Raw genomic sequence first — 22,705 nt, forward strand, 5'->3', positions numbered from 1 at the left:
AGCATCTCGATGAAGAAAATTACAGTTTTTCAATACATTGTTATAAGAAATTCTTATTGAAATGGGCTTTATTTAAGTTCAAGCACGACCGGACAATGATCACTCCCCATAACATTGCAATGGATTTCAGCATTTATAAGACACTCTTTCATGGAATCTGACACGATAAAGTAGTCTATACGCCAGCCAATATTTCTTTCACGGACCTTGTTCATATAAGACCACCATGTATAGGCTCCTTCCTGTTGTGGATAGAAATAACGGAAGCTGTCTATAAAACCAGAGCCAAGCAAGGTTGTCATTTTCCCTCGTTCTTCATCCGTAAAGCCCGAGTTTCCAATATTGGATTTTGGATTGCGAAGATCAATTTCCTTATGGGCGACATTTAAATCACCGCATAATACAACTGGTTTTATTTTATCTAAATCCTTCAAGTGCTGAAGGATCCGATCTTCCCATTCTAAGCGGTACCCAATTCTAGCTAGATCTCTCTGTGAATTTGGAACATAAACATTGACCAAGAAAAAATCGTCAAATTCCAGTGTGAGAATTCGCCCCTCCTCTTCCCCCTCTTCTTCTCCTACTCCATATTTAACCGACAGCGGTTTTACCTTTGTAAATACGGCTGTACCGGAATAACCCTTTTTGATTGCGTAATTCCAATATTGATAATATCCCTCTAATTCCAGACTGATTTGACCTTCTTGCAGTTTCGTTTCCTGAACGCAGAAAATATCCGCATCTACTTCTTGAAAATAATCTAAAAATCCTTTTTTCACGCAAGCTCTAAGGCCATTCACATTCCAAGATACTAACTTCATTTTACCTATTCCCTCTCCCTAATGATTCTATGTGTTAACCAATGATTTGTTTATTTAATAAGTCAGGTGCCATTTTACCAGTTTAGCACGTATAGGAAAAGAATTCTGAATGACCATTGTTTTCCATCAATAAAAAAAGACAGCTCTCGCTGCCTTTTTCATGGTACAAATTGTTTTTTTGTCAGTTCACCCGCAAATAGTTCTGACACGGGTACTATTTTTATATTCCGCTTTTTAAATTCATCGATAGCTTGAAAGATCCCTATTGAACAAACTTTTCCTGTAACACCTACATGTCCAATGGCAATTCCTTTGCCTTTTACTTCTGTTACCTTTGCCAACCTGACCATTTGTTTTCGAACATAGGAAGATGAGGAAATATCATCGAGAAATACATCTCGTTTTAAAAGTGAAACCCCAAGTTCCTTTGCAATCTCAGGAAATTTTGTGCCTGGACTTGTCCCGCTGTCGATTATAAATAAGTTCTTTTCCTTAGCTACTTCTACAATTATCCGAACAATTTCTTCGTTTTCAACTGCTCGCGAACCCATATGATTATTCAGACCTACCGCATATGGGACACTTTTTATGGCTTCCTCTACACGTTTTCTTACTTCTTCTTTCGAAAGGTCAACAGTAATTGGTTTAGGACCTAACCATGATCTCTTTCCTCGCTTAGGTTCCATTGGCAAATGAACCATAACCTCTAAGCCGTTTTTATGTGCCCACTCTGCATGCGCCTTAGAATTTTCAGTAAACGGCATCACGGCAGCTGTAATGGGTATGTCACCTTCTAAGAAATCACGTACTCCACCGGTACCCCCGCCAAAATCATCAATAATAATCGCTGCCTTCAGTTCTTTTTCTTGCTTTTTATTTTCTGCCGCATTTATGTGAAAAGGAAATAACAAGAAAGGGATAAACACCAGCATTAACTTTTTCATATAACCCCTCCAATTGATTGCTTTAAAGTTAATGTGCCCGTTTGTATTTCCCTTTACTACTTGTTAATGACTATTTTCTTCTCCTTTGCCAAACCTTTCACACCGAACATATATTCTATATAATTATAGAAATAATCAATCAAACTGACTTGAAATCACACACAAAAAACGGGCCTCATTAAAATTGATGTGTTCTGCCTGTGGAATCGTAAAAAAAAGAGTAGAGCATCAGCCCTACCCTAGCACTACCTATTTAATTATTCCTCATCAAACACTCTAACTTCTGTCATTTTGTCACCATTCTTCATTTTAAGAGCAGTCTCAAGACCTGATGTAACCTGACCAAAAACAGTATGAACTCCATTTAAATGAGGCTGGGGCTCATGGACAATAAAAAACTGAGATGAGCCTGTATCTCTTCCTGCATGAGCCATGGATAAAGAACCTGCTACATGCTTATGAGGATTACCTTGAGTCTCACATTTGATAGTAGTACCACTTCCACCCATACCTGTTCCTGTAGGATCTCCCCCTTGACTTACAAAGCCTGGGATTACTCTGTGAAAGATAACTCCATCATAAAAGCCTTCATTAGCCAATTTTTCAAAGTTAGCTACTGTGTTCGGAGCTTCATTAGGATAAAATTCAAGCTCCATCTTTTCTCCATTTTCCATTACTATGTATCCTTTTTTAGCCAAAGAAAACATCTCCTTTTAGGTAAAATCAGCTTTTATAATAACATTTTTAAAAAGATAAAAAAAGCACGAGCTATTCAAAAAACTAAGAACTCTTGAATATGACAAATAATGCATCTAATTTCTAAACAAATTCATCATATTACTTAAAAAAATTTGAACCACTAATATTTTCAATATATCTGTGGTATAATAAGAGTACCCCCTCCGAACATTCGCTTGTTGCGGGACACTTAACCACTGTACGGACGGAGGGGGTAGGTGCCGCAATGACGGCATCACGAAAGCCGAGACTGCGGTCTCGGCTTTTTGTATTTTTATCGAGTTCTTTTTCCCATCCACTCATGAAATAACCAAACAATCGTAAGAAACAACAAATAACCAAGAAATGTGTATAGGTGTTTCCAATCAACTGAGTGAGTAAACAAACCTAATAATTCCGATAATTTTTCAAGAATAGGCATTAGCAAGCTCACAAATAAGATAACCCCTGCTTTCCCCCAGTTCGTTAACTGGGCAATACTTCGTAAAAGTATTAATGTCATGAGCGGCAGTACCAATAACGTAAACGCAATATTAATTGAAAAAATTTCTGCGAATGGTCTTAAAGGAAATTGATAAAAGTGATTTCCAACAAAATATAAATCTAAATATGTCCCTAGCAAAGAGGCGAGGACCATACTGCCAAGTTCATATTTAGAAGGTAATCGCTTTTTTGGCAAGAGCTGCAAGTTCGAGTCGTTCGAGTGTTTTGCAATATTCATCCTTAATCTCCCCGTCAATAAATTCATCATCTTCCATTAGGTAATCCACAATACGCCAATCTGAAAACCAATCCCCTTGTTCTGCTTCTTTATGGGTTTCATTTTTCCAGGCATTCTCAAGCATTGGGCTATAAATTCTTTTTGACCCTGGCCTTAACTGGCAGGACTCTAAGTGAAGCTGGTATGGAATTCCCGGCGTACCTTCATTTACACTATTAAAAATATCTGGCCAATAATCCTTCCTAGAGCCGGTATGGGGATGGCTTTTTGCCCATTCTACTGACATTTGGTGAATCACTTTATTTTTAAAAAGAAGCTGATACAATTGCTTTCCAAGTAAAATCCTCTCATGTAATGACTCAAATTGATGCACAGTTAATCCCGCCAACTTCTTATTCCCATATGGAAACAGAATATGATTAAACGATAACCAATCTTGAAGCAAAAATTCAAATTTGTTCAAGACATCTTTTTGGTACTGCTGATTTTGAACGACTCTTTTTTCAAGGTAATTTTGTTCATTAATTACAAGAGCCATTGTTAGGATATACGTATCATTAGTTTGCCAATACTGATTCCAAATCGTTTCCATAAAAGTGGAGATTTTTAAGTGAGCAAATAAGTGAAACAGGGGCTTCTTTTTTCTTAGGCTTTCCTCATAGAGCAAAAACTGCGGATAAACGTCTTGAAAAATCAGCCAATTACCCCGCTCTAAAAATTGAAAGAATAATTGACGATCTTTTCTCGCCATTAATCGATTCAGAAATTCCCCTTTTAAATCTGTCATATTCCAGCCGCCATTCCGCGAAACCATATGACCTAGAAAAGCCCAGTGAATATCTGGATAACGAACATAAAGATCAAGGTAAGCTTTTGTCCTGGTGACATTATTCAAATTCATTTCTTTCGTTTTTTGCTTTATTTTTTCTAGAAGACTTACTTTATACTTGGTGATTGAAGAAAAAGGCACCGGCGTTTTACTTTTTTTCTTTAATTCTTCCGTTATGATTTCAAGCGGAGATCTCTCTCGATTTCTAATAAAAAAAATAGTCCATTCCCTCCCTTACGAATTCTCCAGTAATGATGAGAATATGTATAGATAGATGTGAAATTTTGGGAGAGGAATGTGAGGTTCGATGACTGATACAAAAAAAGGCATGGATTGGATTATTGAAATGCTGCGAAAAGATCAATCTCCCAACGGCTCTTGGGACTATCCATTTGAAACAGGCATATCTACGGATGCCTATATGATCATTTTATTACGGACATTGGAATTACATGATGAAGAATTAATTCAAGGGCTTGCAAAAAGAATCATCAGCAAACAGGAGGAAAATGGGGCCTGGAAGCTCTTTTATGATGAGGGATCTGGAAATTTAACGGCAACCGTGGAAGCTTATTATAGTTTGTTGTATTCAGGACACTATTCAAAAAATGACAAACGCTTAGTGGCGGCAAAACGTTTCATTCTTGCTAACGGAGGATTAGAACAAGTAGGTATGTTTACTAAAGTTATGCTTGCGTTAACCGGTCAATACACGTGGCCTTCCTATTCTCCGCTCCCAATTGAACTAATTCTCCTGCCGTTACATTTTCCAATTAATTTTTATTCGTTTTCCGTGTTTGGCAGGGCTAATTTAACCCCCATCATGATTTTGGCAGATAACCAGTTCACGATTAAAACAGACAAGAGTCCTGACCTTTCTGAGCTATATTTAAATAGAGAGGCAGAAAATCATTGGGACCGTTCAGATCACTATCGCTCGTTGTTTTCCTATATTAAGGACGGAGTAGAAAGTTTACTTGGGTTACCAAAACAGCTTCACCAACTTGCAATTGAACGGGCTAAAAAGTATATGTTTGATCATCTTGAACCCGATGGTACGTTTTACAGCTATTACAGCTCGACTTTTTTAATGATTTTCGCATTGTTATCATTGGGTTATAAAAAAACAGATCCCGTACTAACCAAAGCAATTAAGGGTATCACCTCGATGAAGTGTGAAATAGACGGCTTCCCCCATATGCAATATACCACTGCAAATTTGTGGAATACCTCATTAATTAGCTTTTGTTTACAAGCAGCAGGAGTTTTACCCGAGGATCCCATGGTAAAACAAGCTAATCAGTATTTACTTGAACGGCAGCATCGTAAATTTGGAGATTGGGTGATTCATAATCCTAAGACTTTGCCAGGCGGGTGGGGCTTTTCTGATATCAATACGATTAACCCGGATGTCGATGATACAACCGCTTCCCTTCGCTCCATTTCTCGAGTCATCCCGCCTGAAATGCAGGCTTGGGGTCGTGGCATCACCTGGTTATTGTCTATGCAAAATGATGATGGAGGCTGGGCGGCATTCGAGAAAAATATAGATTCAAAGATGCTGCAATTTCTGCCAATTGAAAAAGCAGAATTTATCCTTGCTGATCCGTCAAGTGCTGATTTAACCGGGAGAACTCTTGAATTTTTGGGTCATTACACTAATTTATCACAGGATCATACGGCCATAAAAAAAGGAATTCATTGGCTATTGAGGAATCAGGAAAGAGATGGTTCTTGGTACGGAAGATGGGGAATTTGCTATCTCTATGGTACTTGGGCTGCGATTACAGGCCTTATGGCAGTTGGTATTTCTGCACGTAACGCTTCAATAGAAAAAGCGGTTAAATGGATCCTTGATAAACAGAATAATGACGGGGGCTGGGGAGAGTCATGTCACAGTGACAGTAAAAAAATGTATATCTCGTTACCCGCAAGCACGTTAACGCATACATCCTGGGCCCTTGATGCGCTGATTTCCGTGGCAGATAAACCGACAGCCGAAATCAAAAAAGGAATGACTTATTTACTTCATTCACTAGAAAAAGTGGACTGGACGACACAGTACCCCAAAGGGCAAGGAATGGCAGGTGCGTTTTATGTTCATTATCACAGCTACCGATACGTCTTTCCACTTGCTGTTTTAGCGCATTATCATAAAAAATTCGAATAACCTCTACATCGCATCGACGGTATCCACATCCGTCGATGTTTTATTTTATTTCAAGCAGAAGCAGCCGGTAGATGTCTACAATTTCAGCCATTTTCATTCTGACTAAACCGCTCGACGACGGAGCCACAAAATCAATAACTCCCGGGACAACCGGCTCCGTTTGTTTTCCCCATGGAGCAGACTTTCGTCCACTGTATTCCTGATAGACACCCTTACCAACAAAACAAACCACCTTCGGCCGATATCGTACAATTTTTTGTTTTAAAATCTCTTTTCCCTTTTGATATTCTTCTCTTGTAATCTCATCAGCTGCCTTGGTTGGCCGCTCTACAATATTGGTAAAACCATAACCAGAATCCAATAGCTGCGCATCCTCTTCTGGCTCATATTTTCTAGGTGTTAACCCTGCTTCAAATAAAATCTTCCAAAACCGGTTGTTTGGGTTTGCGTAATGATGGCCACATTCACTCGAGCGAATACTTGGATTAAAACCTACAAATAAAATCTTTAAATTCTCTGCTAAATGATCATCTACTAATTTCACCGGTCTCCTCCTCGCGCATTGTCTGTTTACTCTATTATACCCATTTTTAGTTTGTTTTCAGTTTACGTGCTTAATCCGACTGTAGGATGTAATAATCGTTGCTAGCATTCCAATAATGGAGATGATTAATAATGAATATAAAAGCCTCACATCCTGCAAGAGAAAAAGTCCTGTTAAAATAATCACGGCATCGAGGGCAACCATGATAACCCCGACATTCACCCTTGTCCATTTTGCGAGTAAAAGTGCGAGTAAATCCATGCCGCCTGGACTGATATGATTTCGCAGCATCACTCCTACACCTACTCCAATCATGATCGAACCGATGATAACACTGCTGATAATTGGCAGAGTAATCATTCCATTTAACGGTAGTAATAATTCTATTAAACAACCTGAAAAAATCGCCCCAAACAGCCCATTATAGAAATATATAGGGTCTTTTTTTAAAGCAAATAGATAAATAGGAATATTCAGCAGGATAAACATAACCCCAACTTTAAATCCCCAAACATAATTTAACAACAAGCTGATGCCAAATATTCCACCATTTATTAGATGGAATGGCAGAATAAACATATTGATTCCCACACTGATCATCGTGCTTCCAAATCCAATCACCGCTAATTTCCTCAGCATCCCATCATCCCTTGTCCAAATACTTTATTACCACTTATATGATAAAAAAACGGACTTCATTCAAAAGATATTTAGTGATTCGATTCGAAAAAGAAAAAACAGAGCCAAGATAGCCTCTGTTTTTAAGCTGATGCAGTATGATGTTTTTCGGATTTGCGCCATTCCCTTCCAAACGATATCACTATCGTAGCGAGCGGTAATACCCATAAAAATAATGCATATGGCAAATACTCAAGCAATGGAATACCTACAATGGTGCTGCACATGATCGTAAGCACGCTCCATGGAACAATACCAGGAAATAGCATGGTCGAATCTCCCATCACCCTTGCTAACTCTTCCTTTCCATAATAATGAGACCAATGCGGGAGAAACGATCTCCCTGTTAAAATAATCGGAAGTGTCTGATTAGCAGCGATGAGAGTTATGATTAGGGTTGCCGAAATCGTTTTTAAGGTATCAATAAGCAAATTGTGCGACGATTCCAGCCATTTGTCCAAATAGGGCTGAATAACATTCATCTCTTCCAAAAGACCATTATAGGCACCAGCCAGAGCTAAAAAGAGCAGTAATTGATACATATGGATAAAACCGCCGCCTAGACCATCAATACCATTCCAAAGAGCACCAGCTAATTTGGTTAATGAGGCTCCGTTGACAAAAGAAATAACAGCTGCTGATAGAATACTAGATAAAAATGCATAAATGATACTCAACCTAAAAAGAACAAACACAATTAGAATAATAGGAGGAATAAACTTTGCCAAAGACAGCTTATTCCAGTCCAAATGACTGCTTGGCAAGGATGCTCTGCTGGAAAAACTTATATCCACAACACCATAAAAGCATAGACAAACAAGAATTGCGGTAATGGTAGTAATAAACATTGCTTTCCACTGCCTTTTAACAGGTACCTCGACCGTGTGGGACAGTAATTGATGCGCGCTGGAAAACGGTGATGTCCGGTCTCCCACAAAAGCCCCGGAAACTAATGCTCCGGCTACAATGGGAATAGGGAGATGAAGTACTGCCGCGGTCCCTAAAATCGGAACCCCAATTGCACTTAATGTCCCGATCGTTGTACCAATCAGCATGGAGAAGATCATGCTAATAACAAATGATAAAATAAAAAAGTGGTGTGGATGGAAAAGATCCAGTGCCATCTGAACCATTTGCTCAATCGTTCCCGATAAGTACCAGGAAGGGAGCAAAAAGCTGACTAACAATAAAATAATGATTACAATTCTTGTTTTATGAACACCTAGCAAACTAATTTTTATTGATTTTCTAATTGGAAATTTACTTTTTAATGAAAGAAAAAATAAAACCAGATATCCTGGAAGAAAACCTATAACCAGCGGCTGGTGATCGATAACAGACCAGATCACACCAACTATGGTAATGAGTAGTAGAAACAGGACATGCTTAAAAGAAAACTTTACCATCATAAAAAACCACCTTCAGAAATAGGAACATTTCTTATTATATGGGAGATTTCTCACTTCGAAAAGTCTCTCAAAAAAAAGAGAGCCGTACCATTTACCATTCAAAAAAATCTCCCCAGAAATTTCCTGAGGAGGCTTTTTTGCTTCTTAAATTACCTCATCCAAAAGTGCATAAAGCTGGTCGCGCTCACTTTCCCTTACTTCAATCTCCTGGAATATTTTCTGCAGCAATTCCAGCTCACTTTCCTTTTCAAGCCTTTGTTTTAGATCAGAAATATCACTTTCAATCTGTTCAATTTTTTCCTCAATTTCTTCTGTTTTTGTCTTCCCTACCTTTGTTGCTTTTGGAGGGATGGTTTTATCGACGACTACCTTAGAAACGATTGGTTTGCTTACACTCTGTGCCAACTTCACTTTTGCCCAATCATAATTACCGTCGAAATGGTGGAGACGACCATTTTGAAGCCAATAGGTTTTAGTAAATATTTTATTTATAAAGTATCTGTCATGGGATACAGCTAAAATCGTCCCATTAAACTTTTCCAGCGCTTCCTCCAGGACTTCGCATGAATCAATATCCAGATGGTTTGTCGGTTCATCCAAGATGAGCAAATTAATGTCTTGATACATTAATTGTGCCAGCCGCAAACGCATCCGCTCGCCCCCACTCAACTGGTTCACCTTACGAAACACCGCTTGACCGTAAAATAAAAACTTGGCTAATATATGGCGGGCTTCTCCTTCATTCACTACTACCTCAGAACGAAATACATCGATCACTTGTTCATCGGCAAAATCCTGAAAGACATGCTGAGATAAATAACCCATTTTCACATTACTCCCAACCTTAATGACCCCTCTATCCGTTTCGACTTCCTTTAGAATCATTTTCAACAGAGTGGATTTTCCTGTTCCGTTATCACCGACGATGGCAGTTCTTTCCTTAAATTGGACCAGCATATTCACTTCATTAAACAAATTATGAGTACCAAAGCTCTTTGAAACGCCCTCAAGAACGATAACATCTTTCCCACTCCGATCTCCCGCATCAAAATCAATGGCCAATTTTTTGACGTCAATCTTGGGACGTTCTAGTTTTTCAATACGGTCAAGGGCGCGCTGCATATTGGTGGCTCGCTTATGAAGCGCCGCACTTGGCGGATTTGACCGGTTCGCCCAATCACGAAGACGCTTGATGGCTTCTTTCATCTTTTTAATTTTCCGCTGCTGCTCTTGATATTCTTGAAATTCCCGCAACAACTTTTCTTCTTTCTCTTTCACGTAGCCACTAAAATTCGTATGAAATAACTGGACTTCACCATCTTCCATTTCCAGTACTATTGTCACTACCTCATCTAAAAAATAACGGTCATGAGAGATCAGAATAATCGTCCCTTTATAGTCGTTCAGATAGGAGCCCAGCCATTCGATCGCTTCTAGGTCTAGATGATTAGTCGGTTCATCCAGAAGCAATAGATCAGGATTCCTCAACAAGCTAAGCCCGAGGCCTACCTTGGTCTTCTCCCCGCCACTTAAGGCCGCGAAAGTCTGTTCCTGCAGATGGGTAATATTTAATCCACTAGCAATCCTGTCTAATTGAGCTTCCATTTCATACCCGCCATTTAAAATAAACTCATCCTGAAGGATACCATACTGGTCCATGAGTCTTTGTAAGTCAATAGGAGTAAACTCTTGAGCCATTTCATGCTCCATTTCCTGAAGCCTTAATTCGGTTTGGATTAATTTTCCAAAGGCAGTTTTAAGAACTTCCCTTACCGTTAAACTTTTATAATCAGGGATTTGAGCTAAGTAGCCAATGTTCAATCCCTTTCTCCAGTGAATAATCCCCTCATCAACCGGTTCCTGATTTGCAATCAGCTTGATTAATGTCGTTTTCCCACCGCCATTCCGGCCGACTAAGCCAATCCGGCTCCCTTCGTGTACTTCAAAGGATAAGTCTTTGAATATCGTATTGCCTCCGTACGATTTTGATATATGATTTATACTACAGATAATCATGTTCATTCTCCTTAAAAAAATAAAATGAACATCTCTATTACGCAAAATAAGCTACGGGCATCTTTTTCCCGCAGCTTTACAACGGCATGAAAAAAGAGAGCACACGAAGCACCCTCTTCTACATACCTATTTTAATGGGCAAAGAGATGTGTTCGTTCTAATTTCTGTATGCAGTTTCGAAAAAAGGGCAGACTTCTCCCTTGGAAAACTACTTCATGAAAAATTGCACGATAAATAGTTAGCGCTTTAAGCCACTCTAGACGTGCAATAATAGAACGTTTCATCTCTTCCCCACCTCCGTTTTCATTCAAGTTACTCCCATTGTAAAATGTTTAAGAAGCATTTGCAAGCCCAAATTATCCAACTTGTCTGAAAGTTTAAAATTTACCTCAGTGAAGGTATTTCTTTCTTGAGCTAAACCTTCTGCGGTATACAAATTTACGTAAATCATCATCCTTCAAATGATTATCATAAATTAAAAATAATAGGGACTGTAACTCTGGATAACGATCCATGACGAAAAGGGCGAACTCCTTTCGTCCGCTCTTCATCATTAATTTAAACTCTTCCTGTTTGACAATTTCTTTCAACTGCTGCTCATAATAAGCTTTTGAATCTTCCCATTTTTCCTTACGATTTTCCAACGTATCACGGGCATACTCAGGTAATTTGTCGATAACTTGGTCAATATAGCCTTCTGACCACATGATCATCTTATCCTTCTCAGGCAATTCAAAGACCATATTCATAAGTTCAAGGTCATCTCCTGTACTGCTGGCTGCATGTTTCCCTACCCGATTCACTTTTGTCCACCCCTTGGTTGTTGGGTTATGCTTCTTTACTCAATGTATTTTCAATATCATAGCTCTTCTTCTTGCTGTCTATCCATGTTTGATATTGAGAATCGACTTTTTGATCAAATAATGTTTCTTTTATTTGGGCCTTGCTGTCCTCATAGTTTGCTGCTTGTGCTGCCTTTTTAGCCTCCACTTTAATAATGTGGTACCCGTATTGTGTCTTTACAGGGTCACTGATGGTGTTTACCGGCAAGGAAAAAGCTACGTTATCAAACTCAGTTACCATCGTTCCTTTTGCAAAGTAACCAAGCTCGCCGCCATTAGCTTTTGTTCCTTCATCGGTCGAGTATTTTTTTGCTAATGCTGCAAAGTCCTCGCCATTATCCAATTTTTGCTTGATTTCCTTTGCCGTTTTCTCATCTGCAACAAGAATATGGCTGGCTTTTACTTGTTCTGCTGACGCAAATGAATCTTTGTTTTCATCAAAATAAGTTTTCATTTCCTTATCAGTAATTTTGATATCTGGTTTCATTAGTTTTTTTAGGATGAGATAATTCTTTAAATCGTTTTTAACGACAGTAAGAGTGGTATTATTGCTCTGAAGCGCCTCATTAAAGGCGTCATCTCCACCATATTGTTCTTTTAAATTGTTAATTTCCTTATTGACTGTACTATCTGAAACGGTAACTTTTTGTTTAGCTGCCTCTGCTGCAACAATTTTATCACTAATAATTTGATTAACGGTGGCCGAACCATACTGTTCGACCATTTTATCATACAGTTCATCCTTGCTAATGGATTCACCATTAAACTTTGCCACCGCATCATCCTTTGTGAAGGTAAAGGTTAGATAGACACCTGCAGCAACGATGAACGCCAAAATAAGCGTGGTCATCATTTTATTTTTCTTTAGCCATGTCATTACCTTGCCATCATCCTTCCGATTGTGCCGTTAGTTTAGCAGTTAAGGTGATCAGTTTTCCGTTTCGGTACACTTCAAACTTAATCGTGTCACCTGTTTTCACTTTTGAGTATAAATATTTCCTGAGTTCTGATGAATTTGCGATCTGAGTTCCATTCATGGATACTATGATATCCTTTGGCTGGAATCCTGCTTTCGCTGCTGCAGAATTGTTGTCAATATTCATGACCAACACACCTTTTGTAACATTCTGTGGCAGGTTTTGGTAGTACATCTGCGGCACTTGGTCTAAGTCAGCTAGGCCGACACCTAAATATGGACGAGCGATCTTACCGTTTTTAATTAGTTGATTCACAATCGGAATAAAATCATTACTTGGGATTGCGAAACCTAGCCCTTCCACCCCGGTTTCGGATATTTTCAGGCTGTTAATTCCAATCACTTGACCTTGAGTATTGATTAGAGCACCGCCGCTGTTCCCAGGATTAATTGCTGCATCTGTTTGAATAACATTTGTATCCCAATTACCTGCAGAGGTGGACACGGAAATCGACCGGTTAGTCGCACTAACGATACCTTGCGTTACAGTTCTAGATAGATCAATTCCAAGTGGATTTCCAATTGCATAAACCGTGTCCCCAGGTCTTAATTTGGTTGAGTCCCCAAAGTTTGCCGTAGTCGTAACATATTTTGCATCAATTTTTAAGACGGCCAAATCTGTTAACGCATCGGTTCCCACTACTTCAGCAGTTGTCTTTTGACCGTTATATAGTGAAATTTCAAGCTTAGATGCCCCTTCAACTACATGATTATTGGTCACAATATAAGCGATATTATTATTCTTTTGAAAAATAACCCCAGAGCCAGAGCCGGTTTCAACACTTTGTGATGAGTTTGGATCCGAGTAAGAATTTGAACTTGAATCGGAATTGCCCCAAAAATCAGTTGATTGCTGTTGTTGCTGCTGCTGGTAATTTACAATACCAACAATCGCTTTGGACAGCTTTTCTACGGTGTCAGCAACGGAATTTGTCGATACAGCTGTGGGCTGTGCCGTTACGGGTTTAACATTATTACTACTAGTAAGGCTGCTAACCTCTTGATCTTGGCCATTTTGATTAAAGTTTTGCAAATAATCAGTATGCGGTAAAACAGCTAGCGTTAGAACTGAACCAATAACACCCGCTGCAATCGTGGAAACAAATCCTTTTGCCTTACGCTTTTTTGTTTCCGGATGAAGATTGGCACGGGTTTGTTCTGCTACAGGAGGTTCAACATTTTCTTCTGCTAATCTTCTTTCCCTAAGGTCTTCATCGTCCCTTGTCTTATTCGACTCTACTGAGAAAGTCGCATCTACTGCATTCACAGTATTCTCTGAATGGCTTTCGTCCTTCATTTTTTCAAGGGAAGGATCTTGTGGATTTGTATAATTGTTCATCTCAGATGAGTTTGATTGATTGGTTTCGAATTCATTTTCATTATTATTTTTGAAGTCCATCATCATCGATCTCCTTTAATCTATTACTTACCTTGTCTATACTTTAACTCACAAATCTTAACAAATTATTAACAAACTTTAACGAGTTTAAGAAAAATGCTTTAAAAACATGAAAAAGCTGCGGTCAGTCCGCAGCTTTTTCGATTATTTATTTTTTAAACGAATCGTAAATTTCGTACCTTTTCCTTTTTCACTAGTAACATCTATTTCACCGTTATGAAGCAGTACTAATTGTTTCACAATCGACAGACCTAATCCAAATTCTCCATATGGCGTACTGGTTCTTGAAATATCCGCTTTATAAAAACGGCGCCAGATGTTTTCAACTTCTTTAGAATCAATTCCAATTCCTGTATCCTCTACTTCAATAATTGTGGCATTATCTTCTTTTCTTCCGCGCAGCCAAATCGTTCCACCGGCGGTAAATTGGATACTATTTTTTGTGATATTGATTAATATTTGAATAAGCCTGTCATAATCAGCCAGTACCATTATCTCAGGTTCGGCATCAACGATAATGCGGTTGTTCTTCTCTTCCGCTAACATGCTCAATTGATCTTGGATAATTTCCAGCGCTTCTAATAATTGAATTTCCTCTTTGAATAATTTAATTTGATTAGATCGTATTTTTTCAAAATCCAAGTTTTCGTTAACTAGACGAATCAGCCTTTTCGCCTCTTGATTCACTAAATTAATTCCCCGTTCCTTATCTTCTTCAGGAATCATATCATTTTTCAGGCCTTCAATTACACCGCTAATCGTTGTTAATGGTGTGCGCATTTCATGGGATACATCCGCCATGAACTGGCGCCTTCTATTTTCAAGACTTTCAATTTCGAGCATCGATTCATTAATTTTATTTACCATATGGTTAAAATCATTAGCTAATTCACCAATTTCATCGAAATTTGAAGAATTAACTTTAACATGATAATTTCCCTCAGAAACTTGTGATGTAGCCTCACGGAGCCGCTTAATCCGATGAACATGAATTCTTGATAAGAACATACTCTGTAAAAAGGAGACAGCAAAAGCAATGAAAATGGTATAAAGTAAATACTTATTTAGCTGCTGAATCATCTTGCTGGAACCGCTGATAGGCGACGTTAACAAGACTCCGCCGAAGAATCTTTGGTTTTCTATAAATGGCAGTACAACAAAGGTGACCCCTTCTTGCCCAAATCGTTTAAAGTCGCTTTGAACAATTAATGTCTTTCCTTTCGTTACTTGATCCCACTCCTTCTGAGATAAATTTTTAATGGCGGGACCATGTTTATTAACTAAATAGAGGTGACCATCCTGATCAAACATACTAAAACTCATCTTCCTTGCTGCCAATACATTGCTGTATTGATTAAGCACATCATCCGAGTCTATAGGTGCTGCGTCTTTTAAATCGGATAGAATCGCCTTTCCGTATGAAATCAGTTCTTCCGATTTCGTTTCATATATCAGGTTTTCGACATAATGAGCAAATAATATACTTAACAATAAAAATGCAACAATAATAATACTAATATGACTAAAAAACTGCTGATAAAAATATTTAAATTTCATCTGCTTTAACTGCATCATCGAATTTATATCCTACTCCCCAAACCGTATGGAAGAAAGGCTGTAACGTAGTTTCCACTTTTTTGCGCAGACGTTTAATATGAACGTCCACTGTACGTTCGTCTCCGTAGAACTGATATCCCCATACACGTTCTAGTAATTGTTCACGAGAAAAGACTTGACGAGGGTGCTCCACCATATAAGAAAGTAAATCAAACTCTTTCGGTGTTAAATTTGTCACCGGTGTTTCATCTACAAATACTTCTCTCGTGATTTTATTCACCCTAAAATGATCCGTTTTTATGAAATTGTCTTGTTCTTTATGCTCCTGATTCTGGACTCTGCGTGTTACGGCTTTAATTCTGGCCATCAAAGTTAGCGGACTGAACGGCTTCGTGACATAATCATCCGCTCCCATTTCAAGACCTAGTACTTGGTCAGATTCACTATCTTTCGCAGTTAACATAATAATTGGAATAGTAAACTTCTCTTCGCGGATTTTCCGGCAGATTGTAACCCCATCCATACCTGGAAGCATCCAATCGATAATTAGGGCGTCCCATGTTCCGTTCTTAAAACGGTTGTACCCTTCTAATCCATCGTTAACAAACTCGCCATCAATCCCCTCCTTAGCAAAAAACATCTCAATCATGGAGCAGACACTTTTATTATCTTCAATCACTAATAATTTCACAGTTACTCATCCCCTAGCCATAAGACTCTTTTTTCTTAGTTTATACGAAAATTTTTGCATATCCAACCTCCTGCCCAATAATTACATTTTAATTAAGAGTTTGTTCATAGTTTTTTAATATTTAATTTTTCACAACGAAAAAGAGACTTGAAATGTTCAAGCCTCCTCTAATCCTTTAATATTCCAATTAAATTAGTGGATCAATATGCTCCACTAGTTTCATTCTTTATGGTTCTAAAATCAATTTGCCTTGTGTCTTTCGTGATTGTAATAAGGTATGAACCTTAGCTGCCTCCTCTAACGGAAACACCCCGCCAATGGTCAGCTTTAATTTTCCTTGGCCAAGATAAGAGAATAATTCTACTAAACTCGGCTGAAGCAGTTCTGGTTTTCTCATAATTTGCGGCAGGAAAAATCCAATCACGGATTGATTCCTCGCCATAAGTGATGATGGATAGAACCGGCTTTGCTCGCCGCTTGCTGCACCAAAAATAACAAGGCGGCCAAATGTGGCTAGACATTTAACGGTTTTATTAAAGACCTCACCACCGACCATTTCAAGTGCAACATTTACACCCTTGCCGCCTGTTGTTTCAAGTACCTGCTTTTCCCAATCTGGCTCGGTATAATTTATTAGAACATCCGCTCCCATTTCGCGGGCCAAGGCTAACTTTTCTTCTGAACTTGCGGTGGCAATCACTTTTCCGGCTCCAAACAATTTGGCAAGCTGCACAGCGATTGTTCCGACACCACCTGCAGCGGCATGCACGAGGACACTTTCCCCTTTTTCCAAACGCCCCATTGTTTTTAAAATATGATAGGCGCTAAGACCTTGAAGAGGCAGTGCGGCAGCAGTGTGGAAATCTAATTGTTCTGGAATAGGGATGACCGACCGTTCGTCCGCAATGGCAAATTCTGCATAACCTCCTGATTCAATTAATGTCACAATTCTTGTACCAGGCTTTATTTTTGTCACTTGTTCGCCAACTGCTGTAACGACTCCGGCTATTTCTGCCCCAGGAATAAATGGAAGTGGTGTTTTTACTACATACTGTCCTTCTCGTCTTGCCGTATCAGCATAGTTAACACCAATTGCTTTAATTTCGATTAAGACTTCATGTCCTTTAGGAACCGGTTTTTCAATATCGACGAAGTTTAAAACCTCTGGTCCACCATATTCCCTTAGCTGTATTGCTCTCATATTATTCACTCTACTTTCCTTTAAAGGCTGGTTTTCTTTTTTCTTTAAATGCGGCTATACCTTCTTGGTGGTCGTCCGTTTCCACCATAAGCGTTTGAATTAAACGCTCTTGTTCGAGGATCTCTTCAAGCGTGAAGGTAAACGCCTGATCAATAAGTTTTTTCTGTTTTCCATATGCCTTACCAGGGCCATGTGCCAATTTTAAAGCAAACTTGGTTGTTTCTTCTTGGAGTTTTTCGAGTGGAACTAGATAGTTGATTGCCCCTAATTGGTAAAGGCGCTCAGCCGGGATCGGTTCGGCTGTAAAAAAGAATTGTTTGGCCAAGTGGGGGCCGATCAGTCTAGGAAGTAAATAAGAACCGCCGCCATCGGAAATGAGACCTACTTGAGAAAAACTTAGAGCAAACTTACTTCCTTCTGCTGCCAAAATGAGATCGCACGCCAAGGCTAAATTAACACCTGCTCCGGCAGCAAAGCCGTGAACAGCTGCAATTATGGGCTTTTCTGTTTCTTTCATTAATACAATCAACTCATTGAGTTTGCCAATATGTTCGTATACTTGAACTCCTTTTGCCTGCCCCATGGTTTTAACGTCACCGCCGGCACTAAAAGCTCGCCCCGCTCCGGATAAGACAATCACTTGAATATCCTCGTCATTTTGTGCTTGAAGGAGGGCTTCCTTAATTCCCAAGATCATCTCCGGGCTAAAGGCATTAAGGCTTTCTGGACGATTTAAGGTTAAGGATAAGACTGGACCAAGTTTTTCAACTACTAAATGTTCTTGCGTCATTTTTTCATCTTCCTCTCCATTAGATTGATTATATTTGACAATCCTTCTTTACTAACTGGAAACCAGCATACCTAGCGTTAATCGATTTTGCGAGACAAAGTTGGTTCAACCGTTACCCTCCCCTCTGTTAAAATTGGTACAATCGAGGTAATTCCTTTCGAAGCGGCGACCTTCAAGTCAGGGTGCTGATTATGTTTTTCTAGCAGCCTGCCAACATATGAATCTAACAATACTTCGTAGGAATCATCTTGACTGCGGTAAAAATATAGTGCTGTTTTAGCCGCATCTGTTAGTTTATATTCCCTCTGTTTTTGCAGACAATCGATTAAGTGCCCAGCACCATAAAAATCCTCTAAACTCGTTTCACCTGAATTACCGGAACAAATAATTAGGATGGTATGATCATCCATACAGTGCTGCAGTGAACTGGCAACTGCAGGATTGTTGAGCAGCGAACCAATATAGACCCTTTCTGCCTGAGCAGATTTCCTTAGAGCGACGGTTCCATTAGTAGTAGACAATATTAATGTCTTCCCTTTAATCTTTTCACTAATTAGGGTTGGACTTGGATAAACAAATCCATCTATTGGTCTTGCCTCAAGCTCTCCGGCCAAAACATATTCCCCCTTGGAGAACTTTTTTGTAACTCCTAATGCTTCACAGCTATGCAAAACAGGAATGACTTCCTTTGCCCCATCCTTTAATGCAGATACAATGGTTGTGGTCGCCAGAAGAACATCTAAGACGACTGCTATCTTATTTCCAGCTGCCATTTTTTCTTCTTTAATCTCTTCTTTTTTCATCAGAAGGTGAATTTTTGTCATTCCTATTCGGCTCCCCCATTAAAGCTTTTCTTCCGATACAAGTGCGGCATGCAAAATTAAGTTCTTTACAAAGTGGTTAAAGTTTGCAAAACGAGTGTCACTGGTTTGCCCCTTTTTGTAACGATAATAAATTTGCTGCCCAATTACGGCGAGTTTAAAGTAGGCAAAGGTTAAATAAAAGTTGAAATTAGTAATATCCCTGCCGCTTTTTTGGGCGTATTGTTCAATAAATTCCTTTCTTGTAAAAAAACCATCGTGGACAGCGGTAATAGGCGCTTTCCCTAACCCATTAATCAATAATTCCGAGTCGTTTCCCTGATTCCAATAACTCATTGCCACCCCAAGGTCTGCCAATGGGTCGCCAACGGTGGTCATTTCCCAATCAAACAGTCCGACCATTTCAGTTAATTCCTCATTAAACATGGCATTATTAAATTTATAGTCATAATGGATAACCGCAGCATCTGACTGTTTAGGAATATGATTTATTAGCCAGGTTTTTAATGCCTCAACCACGGGGATCTCATTCGTTTTCGCACGCTCATACCTTCCAATCCAGCCATGGACTTGCCTTTCCATAAAGCCCTCCGGTTTACTTATCTCGGCAAGACCTGTCTGTTTGTAGTCTATTTCATGTAATTCCACTAGTTTTTCAACCATTACCTTTGAAAGGCGGCGGCAGAGTTCTCTCGTTACTTGCACCCCTTCTGGAAAAGAAGTATCAATAACCATGCCATTTTTTCTTTCCATGATAAAAAATGGACCCCCAACGATTGTTGGGTCCTCTGAATAAAGAAGCGGACTTGGAGCAACGGGAAAAATCGGATTCAGTGAAGAGAGAATTTTGTATTCTCTCCCCATATCATGGGCTTTTGGGGCCACAGGTCCGAGCGGTGGGCGTCTTAGCACAGCCTCCCAATTTCCAATTTTAATCTGATAGGTCAAATTGGAATGGCCAGCCGAGAACTGCAAAATATCCAGCTGTCCGCCCGGTAATGTATCAATATTTTCTCGCAAAAACTTCTCCAAAACAGTCAAATCCAATTCTTCGCCTTGTCGAACTGGAATCGTATCTTTATTCATTTGACTTGGCATGAAATTCCTCCTTTCATATTTGAAGATTCCGGCTTTTGAATGCAAAAATTCATTATAAGCTCGTTATCCAGGAGTTTTTACATTATGACTCTTACTGTACATGCTTTTTTTCATACTAACCGGTTAGTATATCCTACTCAAAAAAAGAGAGAAATTTAAAAAATAACCCTCTCCTTTTTGTTTATCCATTCATTTGAATACCCTTTAAAATCATATCTACAAAAATTTCGGCAACCTCTCGATCTGAGCAGCTTCCATTTGGGTTAAACCATTGATAACTCCAGTTTGTTATCCCCAAAATTCCAAATGTAATAATCGAAGCATTGATTTCCGGACGAAATTCCCCGTTTTCGATACCTGCTTTTATTAACGCCTCAATATTTAGGCGAAACTGATCACGCTTTGAAATAATGACAGTGGAATGCTCATCATTCAAATTGGTTAACTCCCGGTAAAACACTTTCGCAGCAGAACCCCGAGATTTAATATCCGAAAGGAGCATATACACTACTTCAAATAGTTTTTCTTTATAGTTCAAGGATGGATCGTTAAAAATCCGCTCCAATTGGACCAGTAATTCATCAATATAGCCGCGATGGATATCCATTAATAATTCTTCTTTACTTGAAAAGTAATAATAAAATGTCCCCTTCGTTACCCCAAGGGAATCAACAATATCTTGTATGGATGTTTCACTGAATCCTTTCTTTTCAAATAAGCGGATGCTTTGTTCCGTTATTTTTTCTTTCACCGTTATGTCCTCACATTCTGTTAGATGTTACTCAAATTATACCATAAGATTGATCTCTCCCTTACGACAATATGTGTTCTTAAAGGATTCTCAGCTAGTTCTTCATGGTTTCTTCCCTTAAAGCGCGTCGAAGAATTTTCCCTACACCTGTTTTTGGTAACTGATCGCGGAATTCAACGATCCGGGGTACCTTATAGGCAGCCATGTTTTGTTTGCAATATTGAATTATTTCAATTTCTGTTGCTGTCTTTCCAGCTTTTAGGACGACTACTGCCTTCACATCTTCACCTCTGTATGGGTCTAGGACTCCAATACAAACCGCTTCCTGTACGGCTGGATGTTCATATAATACTTCTTCTATGTCACGTGGATAGATATTATATCCGCTCGCGATAATTAAATCTTTCTTTCTATCAACTATATATAAATATCCGTCTTCATCCACTCTGGCAATGTCACCAGTATAGAGCCAACCATTACGGAGTGTATGAGCCGTTTCTTCTGGCAAGTTCCAATAGCCTTTCATTATTTGCGGTCCTTTAATAATTACTTCGCCTAACTCACTTGCCTGGACTTCAACCGTCCCTGTGGCTAAATCGACAATCTTGTATTCTGTTGAAGGCATGCCAATCCCAACACTTCCAGGTTTTCGTTCTGCAAATGGCGGGTTACAATGCGTAGTGGGTGATGCTTCAGAAAGGCCATAACCCTCAAGGATTTTCGAGCCAGTCTTCGTTTCAAAATTACGCAACAATTCAACAGGCATCGGTGCACTGCCGCTGTTACAAGTTCTAATGCTTTGAATGTTATATTCCTCTGCCCTAGGGTGATTTGTGATCGCCACATACATCGTAGGAACACCGGGGAACATAGTCGGTTGTTCATGTTTTATAGTATTTAAGACCTCTTCTAATTCAAAACGGGGCAGCATGATCGATTCAGCAGCGGTATAGATTGAGAGATTCATACATGAACTCATCCCAAATACATGAAAGAGTGGAATGACCGTTAAACACTTTTCCTTTCCAATTTCTATTTCGTGTTTAAAAAACTCATAGCATTGGAGAACATTGGCCAAAACGTTGCGATGAGTCAGCATCGCGCCTTTTGACCGGCCGGTTGTTCCACCTGTATACTGGAGTACTGCCACATCATGTTCAGGCTCAAAAGTTATGGGAGTAATGTCTCCATCGCCCTTACCTAAGAAGCTTTCAAAGCTTTGATCTGAAGAAAAATCTTGGTCTGACGGCTGTATACTTACCACAATGACATTTTTCAAGCTTGTTTCCAGCTGAACACTTTTAACTCTTGGATATAAGGCATCGAGGACGATAATGGTCTCAGCACCGGAATCTTTCAAAATGTATCCCAATTCCCTCTCAACAGACATTGGATTTACTTGCGTAACAATCGCTCCAGCGTTCAAGATTCCATAATAGGAAATGACATATTGCGGGCAGTTAGGGAGCATAATTGCTACTCTGTCCCCTTTTTTTACTTGATTTTTTTGTAAGGAAGACGTGAAGCTCATTGCCATTTGGTTTAGCTGTTAGTAGGTGATTTTTCTGCCATAAAAAGAAAGGGCGAAATTAGAAGGAAATTTTGCAGCTGTTTCTTGTAGTATCTGACCCATCGCTAGATCAGGCAGTGTAATCGTTTTATCTATGCTTTCAGGATAATGCGCCAACCAGGCTTTGTTTTGACTCATA

The 22,705-nt window shown here is 39.2% G+C and carries 21 protein-coding genes and 1 pseudogene; 1 reads left to right on the plus strand and 21 read right to left on the minus strand.

Going from position 1 to position 22,705, the window contains the following annotated elements; all coding sequences use genetic code 11:
* Nucleotides 1-68: 68 nt before the first annotated feature.
* The 5 genes from L1999_RS18795 to L1999_RS18815 form a co-directional block, all read right to left on the minus strand.
* Nucleotides 69-821: an exodeoxyribonuclease III gene (locus L1999_RS18795; RefSeq protein WP_235739945.1), complete on the minus strand. Its 753-nt coding sequence runs from the start codon at nt 819-821 to the stop codon at nt 69-71.
* Nucleotides 822-979: 158 nt separating this feature from the next.
* The gene (locus L1999_RS18800; RefSeq protein WP_235739946.1) at nt 980-1,765 is read right to left on the minus strand and encodes a divergent polysaccharide deacetylase family protein; all 786 of its coding nucleotides are present in this window, start codon (nt 1,763-1,765) and stop codon (nt 980-982) included.
* A 257-nt stretch (nt 1,766-2,022) separates the two neighbouring features.
* Nucleotides 2,023-2,463 (minus strand): peptidylprolyl isomerase, encoded by a 441-nt coding sequence (locus L1999_RS18805; protein ID WP_235739947.1) that lies wholly within the window; start codon nt 2,461-2,463, stop codon nt 2,023-2,025.
* A 314-nt stretch (nt 2,464-2,777) separates the two neighbouring features.
* Entirely contained in the window at nt 2,778-3,224 is a 447-nt protein-coding gene (locus L1999_RS18810; protein ID WP_235739948.1) for a CBO0543 family protein, read from the minus strand.
* Nucleotides 3,157-4,263, minus strand: coding sequence for a DUF2515 domain-containing protein (locus L1999_RS18815; protein WP_235744396.1), 1,107 nt, complete (start codon nt 4,261-4,263; stop codon nt 3,157-3,159). Before L1999_RS18815 ends, L1999_RS18810 begins: the two co-directional genes overlap by 68 nt.
* Before the next feature lie 97 nt (nt 4,264-4,360).
* Between L1999_RS18815 and L1999_RS18820 the strand changes: the two genes are divergently transcribed.
* Nucleotides 4,361-6,223 (plus strand): terpene cyclase/mutase family protein, encoded by a 1,863-nt coding sequence (locus tag L1999_RS18820; RefSeq protein ID WP_235739949.1) that lies wholly within the window; start codon nt 4,361-4,363, stop codon nt 6,221-6,223.
* A 40-nt stretch (nt 6,224-6,263) separates the two neighbouring features.
* On the opposite strand, the gene mug is transcribed toward L1999_RS18820, so the two are convergent.
* The 16 genes and pseudogenes from mug to L1999_RS18900 form a co-directional block, all read right to left on the minus strand.
* On the minus strand, nt 6,264-6,767 hold the full coding sequence (gene mug / locus L1999_RS18825) for a G/U mismatch-specific DNA glycosylase (protein ID WP_235739950.1): 504 nt from the start codon (nt 6,765-6,767) through the stop codon (nt 6,264-6,266).
* Between the two features lie 57 nt (nt 6,768-6,824).
* Entirely contained in the window at nt 6,825-7,406 is a 582-nt protein-coding gene (locus L1999_RS18830) for a YitT family protein (RefSeq protein ID WP_235739951.1), read from the minus strand.
* A gap of 122 nt (nt 7,407-7,528) precedes the next feature.
* Nucleotides 7,529-8,854 (minus strand): Na+/H+ antiporter NhaC family protein, encoded by a 1,326-nt coding sequence (locus L1999_RS18835; RefSeq protein WP_235739952.1) that lies wholly within the window; start codon nt 8,852-8,854, stop codon nt 7,529-7,531.
* A gap of 144 nt (nt 8,855-8,998) precedes the next feature.
* Nucleotides 8,999-10,870, minus strand: a complete 1,872-nt coding sequence (gene abc-f, locus L1999_RS18840) for a ribosomal protection-like ABC-F family protein (protein ID WP_235739953.1) — start codon at nt 10,868-10,870, stop codon at nt 8,999-9,001.
* Between the two features lie 131 nt (nt 10,871-11,001).
* A complete protein-coding gene (locus L1999_RS18845) occupies nt 11,002-11,154 on the minus strand; it encodes an RAxF-45 family protein (protein WP_235739954.1) in 153 nt (50 codons plus the stop codon).
* 105 nt (nt 11,155-11,259) lie between these two features.
* Nucleotides 11,260-11,673 carry a hypothetical protein gene (locus L1999_RS18850; protein WP_235739955.1) on the minus strand — a complete coding sequence of 138 codons (414 nt, stop codon included), beginning with the start codon at nt 11,671-11,673 and terminating at the stop codon, nt 11,260-11,262.
* A 25-nt stretch (nt 11,674-11,698) separates the two neighbouring features.
* Complete coding sequence (locus L1999_RS18855; RefSeq protein WP_235739956.1) at nt 11,699-12,589, minus strand: peptidylprolyl isomerase; 891 nt, start codon at nt 12,587-12,589, stop codon at nt 11,699-11,701.
* Nucleotides 12,590-12,599: 10 nt separating this feature from the next.
* A complete protein-coding gene (locus tag L1999_RS18860) occupies nt 12,600-14,087 on the minus strand; it encodes a S1C family serine protease (RefSeq protein ID WP_275677717.1) in 1,488 nt (495 codons plus the stop codon).
* A gap of 144 nt (nt 14,088-14,231) precedes the next feature.
* Nucleotides 14,232-15,644, minus strand: coding sequence for an ATP-binding protein (locus L1999_RS18865; protein WP_430540047.1), 1,413 nt, complete (start codon nt 15,642-15,644; stop codon nt 14,232-14,234).
* Nucleotides 15,634-16,335: a response regulator transcription factor gene (locus tag L1999_RS18870; RefSeq protein WP_235739958.1), complete on the minus strand. Its 702-nt coding sequence runs from the start codon at nt 16,333-16,335 to the stop codon at nt 15,634-15,636. The genes L1999_RS18865 and L1999_RS18870 overlap by 11 nt, the downstream gene beginning before the upstream one ends.
* Nucleotides 16,336-16,561: 226 nt before the next feature.
* The gene (locus tag L1999_RS18875) at nt 16,562-17,536 is read right to left on the minus strand and encodes a quinone oxidoreductase family protein (RefSeq protein WP_235739959.1); all 975 of its coding nucleotides are present in this window, start codon (nt 17,534-17,536) and stop codon (nt 16,562-16,564) included.
* 10 nt (nt 17,537-17,546) lie between these two features.
* Nucleotides 17,547-18,326, minus strand: a complete 780-nt coding sequence (locus L1999_RS18880; protein WP_235739960.1) for an enoyl-CoA hydratase/isomerase family protein — start codon at nt 18,324-18,326, stop codon at nt 17,547-17,549.
* 77 nt (nt 18,327-18,403) lie between these two features.
* Nucleotides 18,404-19,150 (minus strand): 2-phosphosulfolactate phosphatase, encoded by a 747-nt coding sequence (locus L1999_RS18885; RefSeq protein WP_235739961.1) that lies wholly within the window; start codon nt 19,148-19,150, stop codon nt 18,404-18,406.
* Nucleotides 19,151-19,168: 18 nt separating this feature from the next.
* A complete protein-coding gene (locus tag L1999_RS18890; protein ID WP_235739962.1) occupies nt 19,169-20,245 on the minus strand; it encodes a phosphotransferase family protein in 1,077 nt (358 codons plus the stop codon).
* Nucleotides 20,246-20,426: 181 nt separating this feature from the next.
* Nucleotides 20,427-20,996, minus strand: coding sequence for a TetR/AcrR family transcriptional regulator (locus L1999_RS18895; protein ID WP_215042680.1), 570 nt, complete (start codon nt 20,994-20,996; stop codon nt 20,427-20,429).
* 94 nt (nt 20,997-21,090) lie between these two features.
* Nucleotides 21,091-22,704, minus strand: a pseudogene (locus L1999_RS18900) (long-chain-fatty-acid--CoA ligase).
* Between the last annotated feature and the right edge of the window lies 1 nt (nt 22,705).

Origin of the sequence: Neobacillus drentensis (genome assembly GCF_021560175.1) — a bacterium.
GTDB lineage: Bacteria > Bacillota > Bacilli > Bacillales > Cytobacillaceae > Neobacillus > Neobacillus drentensis_A.

Bases quoted from the DNA above. Each gene is read 5' to 3' on its own strand.
- L1999_RS18865 (WP_430540047.1), bottom strand. From the start codon at position 15,644: ATGAAATTTAAATATTTTTATCAGCAGTTTTTTAGTCATATTAGTATT.
- L1999_RS18845 (WP_235739954.1), bottom strand. From the start codon at position 11,154: ATGAAACGTTCTATTATTGCACGTCTAGAGTGGCTTAAAGCGCTAACT.
- L1999_RS18795 (WP_235739945.1), bottom strand. From the start codon at position 821: ATGAAGTTAGTATCTTGGAATGTGAATGGCCTTAGAGCTTGCGTGAAA.
- L1999_RS18820 (WP_235739949.1), top strand. From the start codon at position 4,361: ATGACTGATACAAAAAAAGGCATGGATTGGATTATTGAAATGCTGCGA.
- L1999_RS18800 (WP_235739946.1), bottom strand. From the start codon at position 1,765: ATGAAAAAGTTAATGCTGGTGTTTATCCCTTTCTTGTTATTTCCTTTT.
- L1999_RS18855 (WP_235739956.1), bottom strand. From the start codon at position 12,589: ATGACATGGCTAAAGAAAAATAAAATGATGACCACGCTTATTTTGGCG.
- L1999_RS18835 (WP_235739952.1), bottom strand. From the start codon at position 8,854: ATGATGGTAAAGTTTTCTTTTAAGCATGTCCTGTTTCTACTACTCATT.
- L1999_RS18875 (WP_235739959.1), bottom strand. From the start codon at position 17,536: ATGAGAGCAATACAGCTAAGGGAATATGGTGGACCAGAGGTTTTAAAC.
- L1999_RS18860 (WP_275677717.1), bottom strand. From the start codon at position 14,087: ATGGACTTCAAAAATAATAATGAAAATGAATTCGAAACCAATCAATCA.
- L1999_RS18810 (WP_235739948.1), bottom strand. From the start codon at position 3,224: ATGAATATTGCAAAACACTCGAACGACTCGAACTTGCAGCTCTTGCCA.
- L1999_RS18830 (WP_235739951.1), bottom strand. From the start codon at position 7,406: ATGCTGAGGAAATTAGCGGTGATTGGATTTGGAAGCACGATGATCAGT.
- abc-f (WP_235739953.1), bottom strand. From the start codon at position 10,870: ATGATTATCTGTAGTATAAATCATATATCAAAATCGTACGGAGGCAAT.
- L1999_RS18890 (WP_235739962.1), bottom strand. From the start codon at position 20,245: ATGCCAAGTCAAATGAATAAAGATACGATTCCAGTTCGACAAGGCGAA.
- L1999_RS18880 (WP_235739960.1), bottom strand. From the start codon at position 18,326: ATGACGCAAGAACATTTAGTAGTTGAAAAACTTGGTCCAGTCTTATCC.
- L1999_RS18885 (WP_235739961.1), bottom strand. From the start codon at position 19,150: ATGACAAAAATTCACCTTCTGATGAAAAAAGAAGAGATTAAAGAAGAA.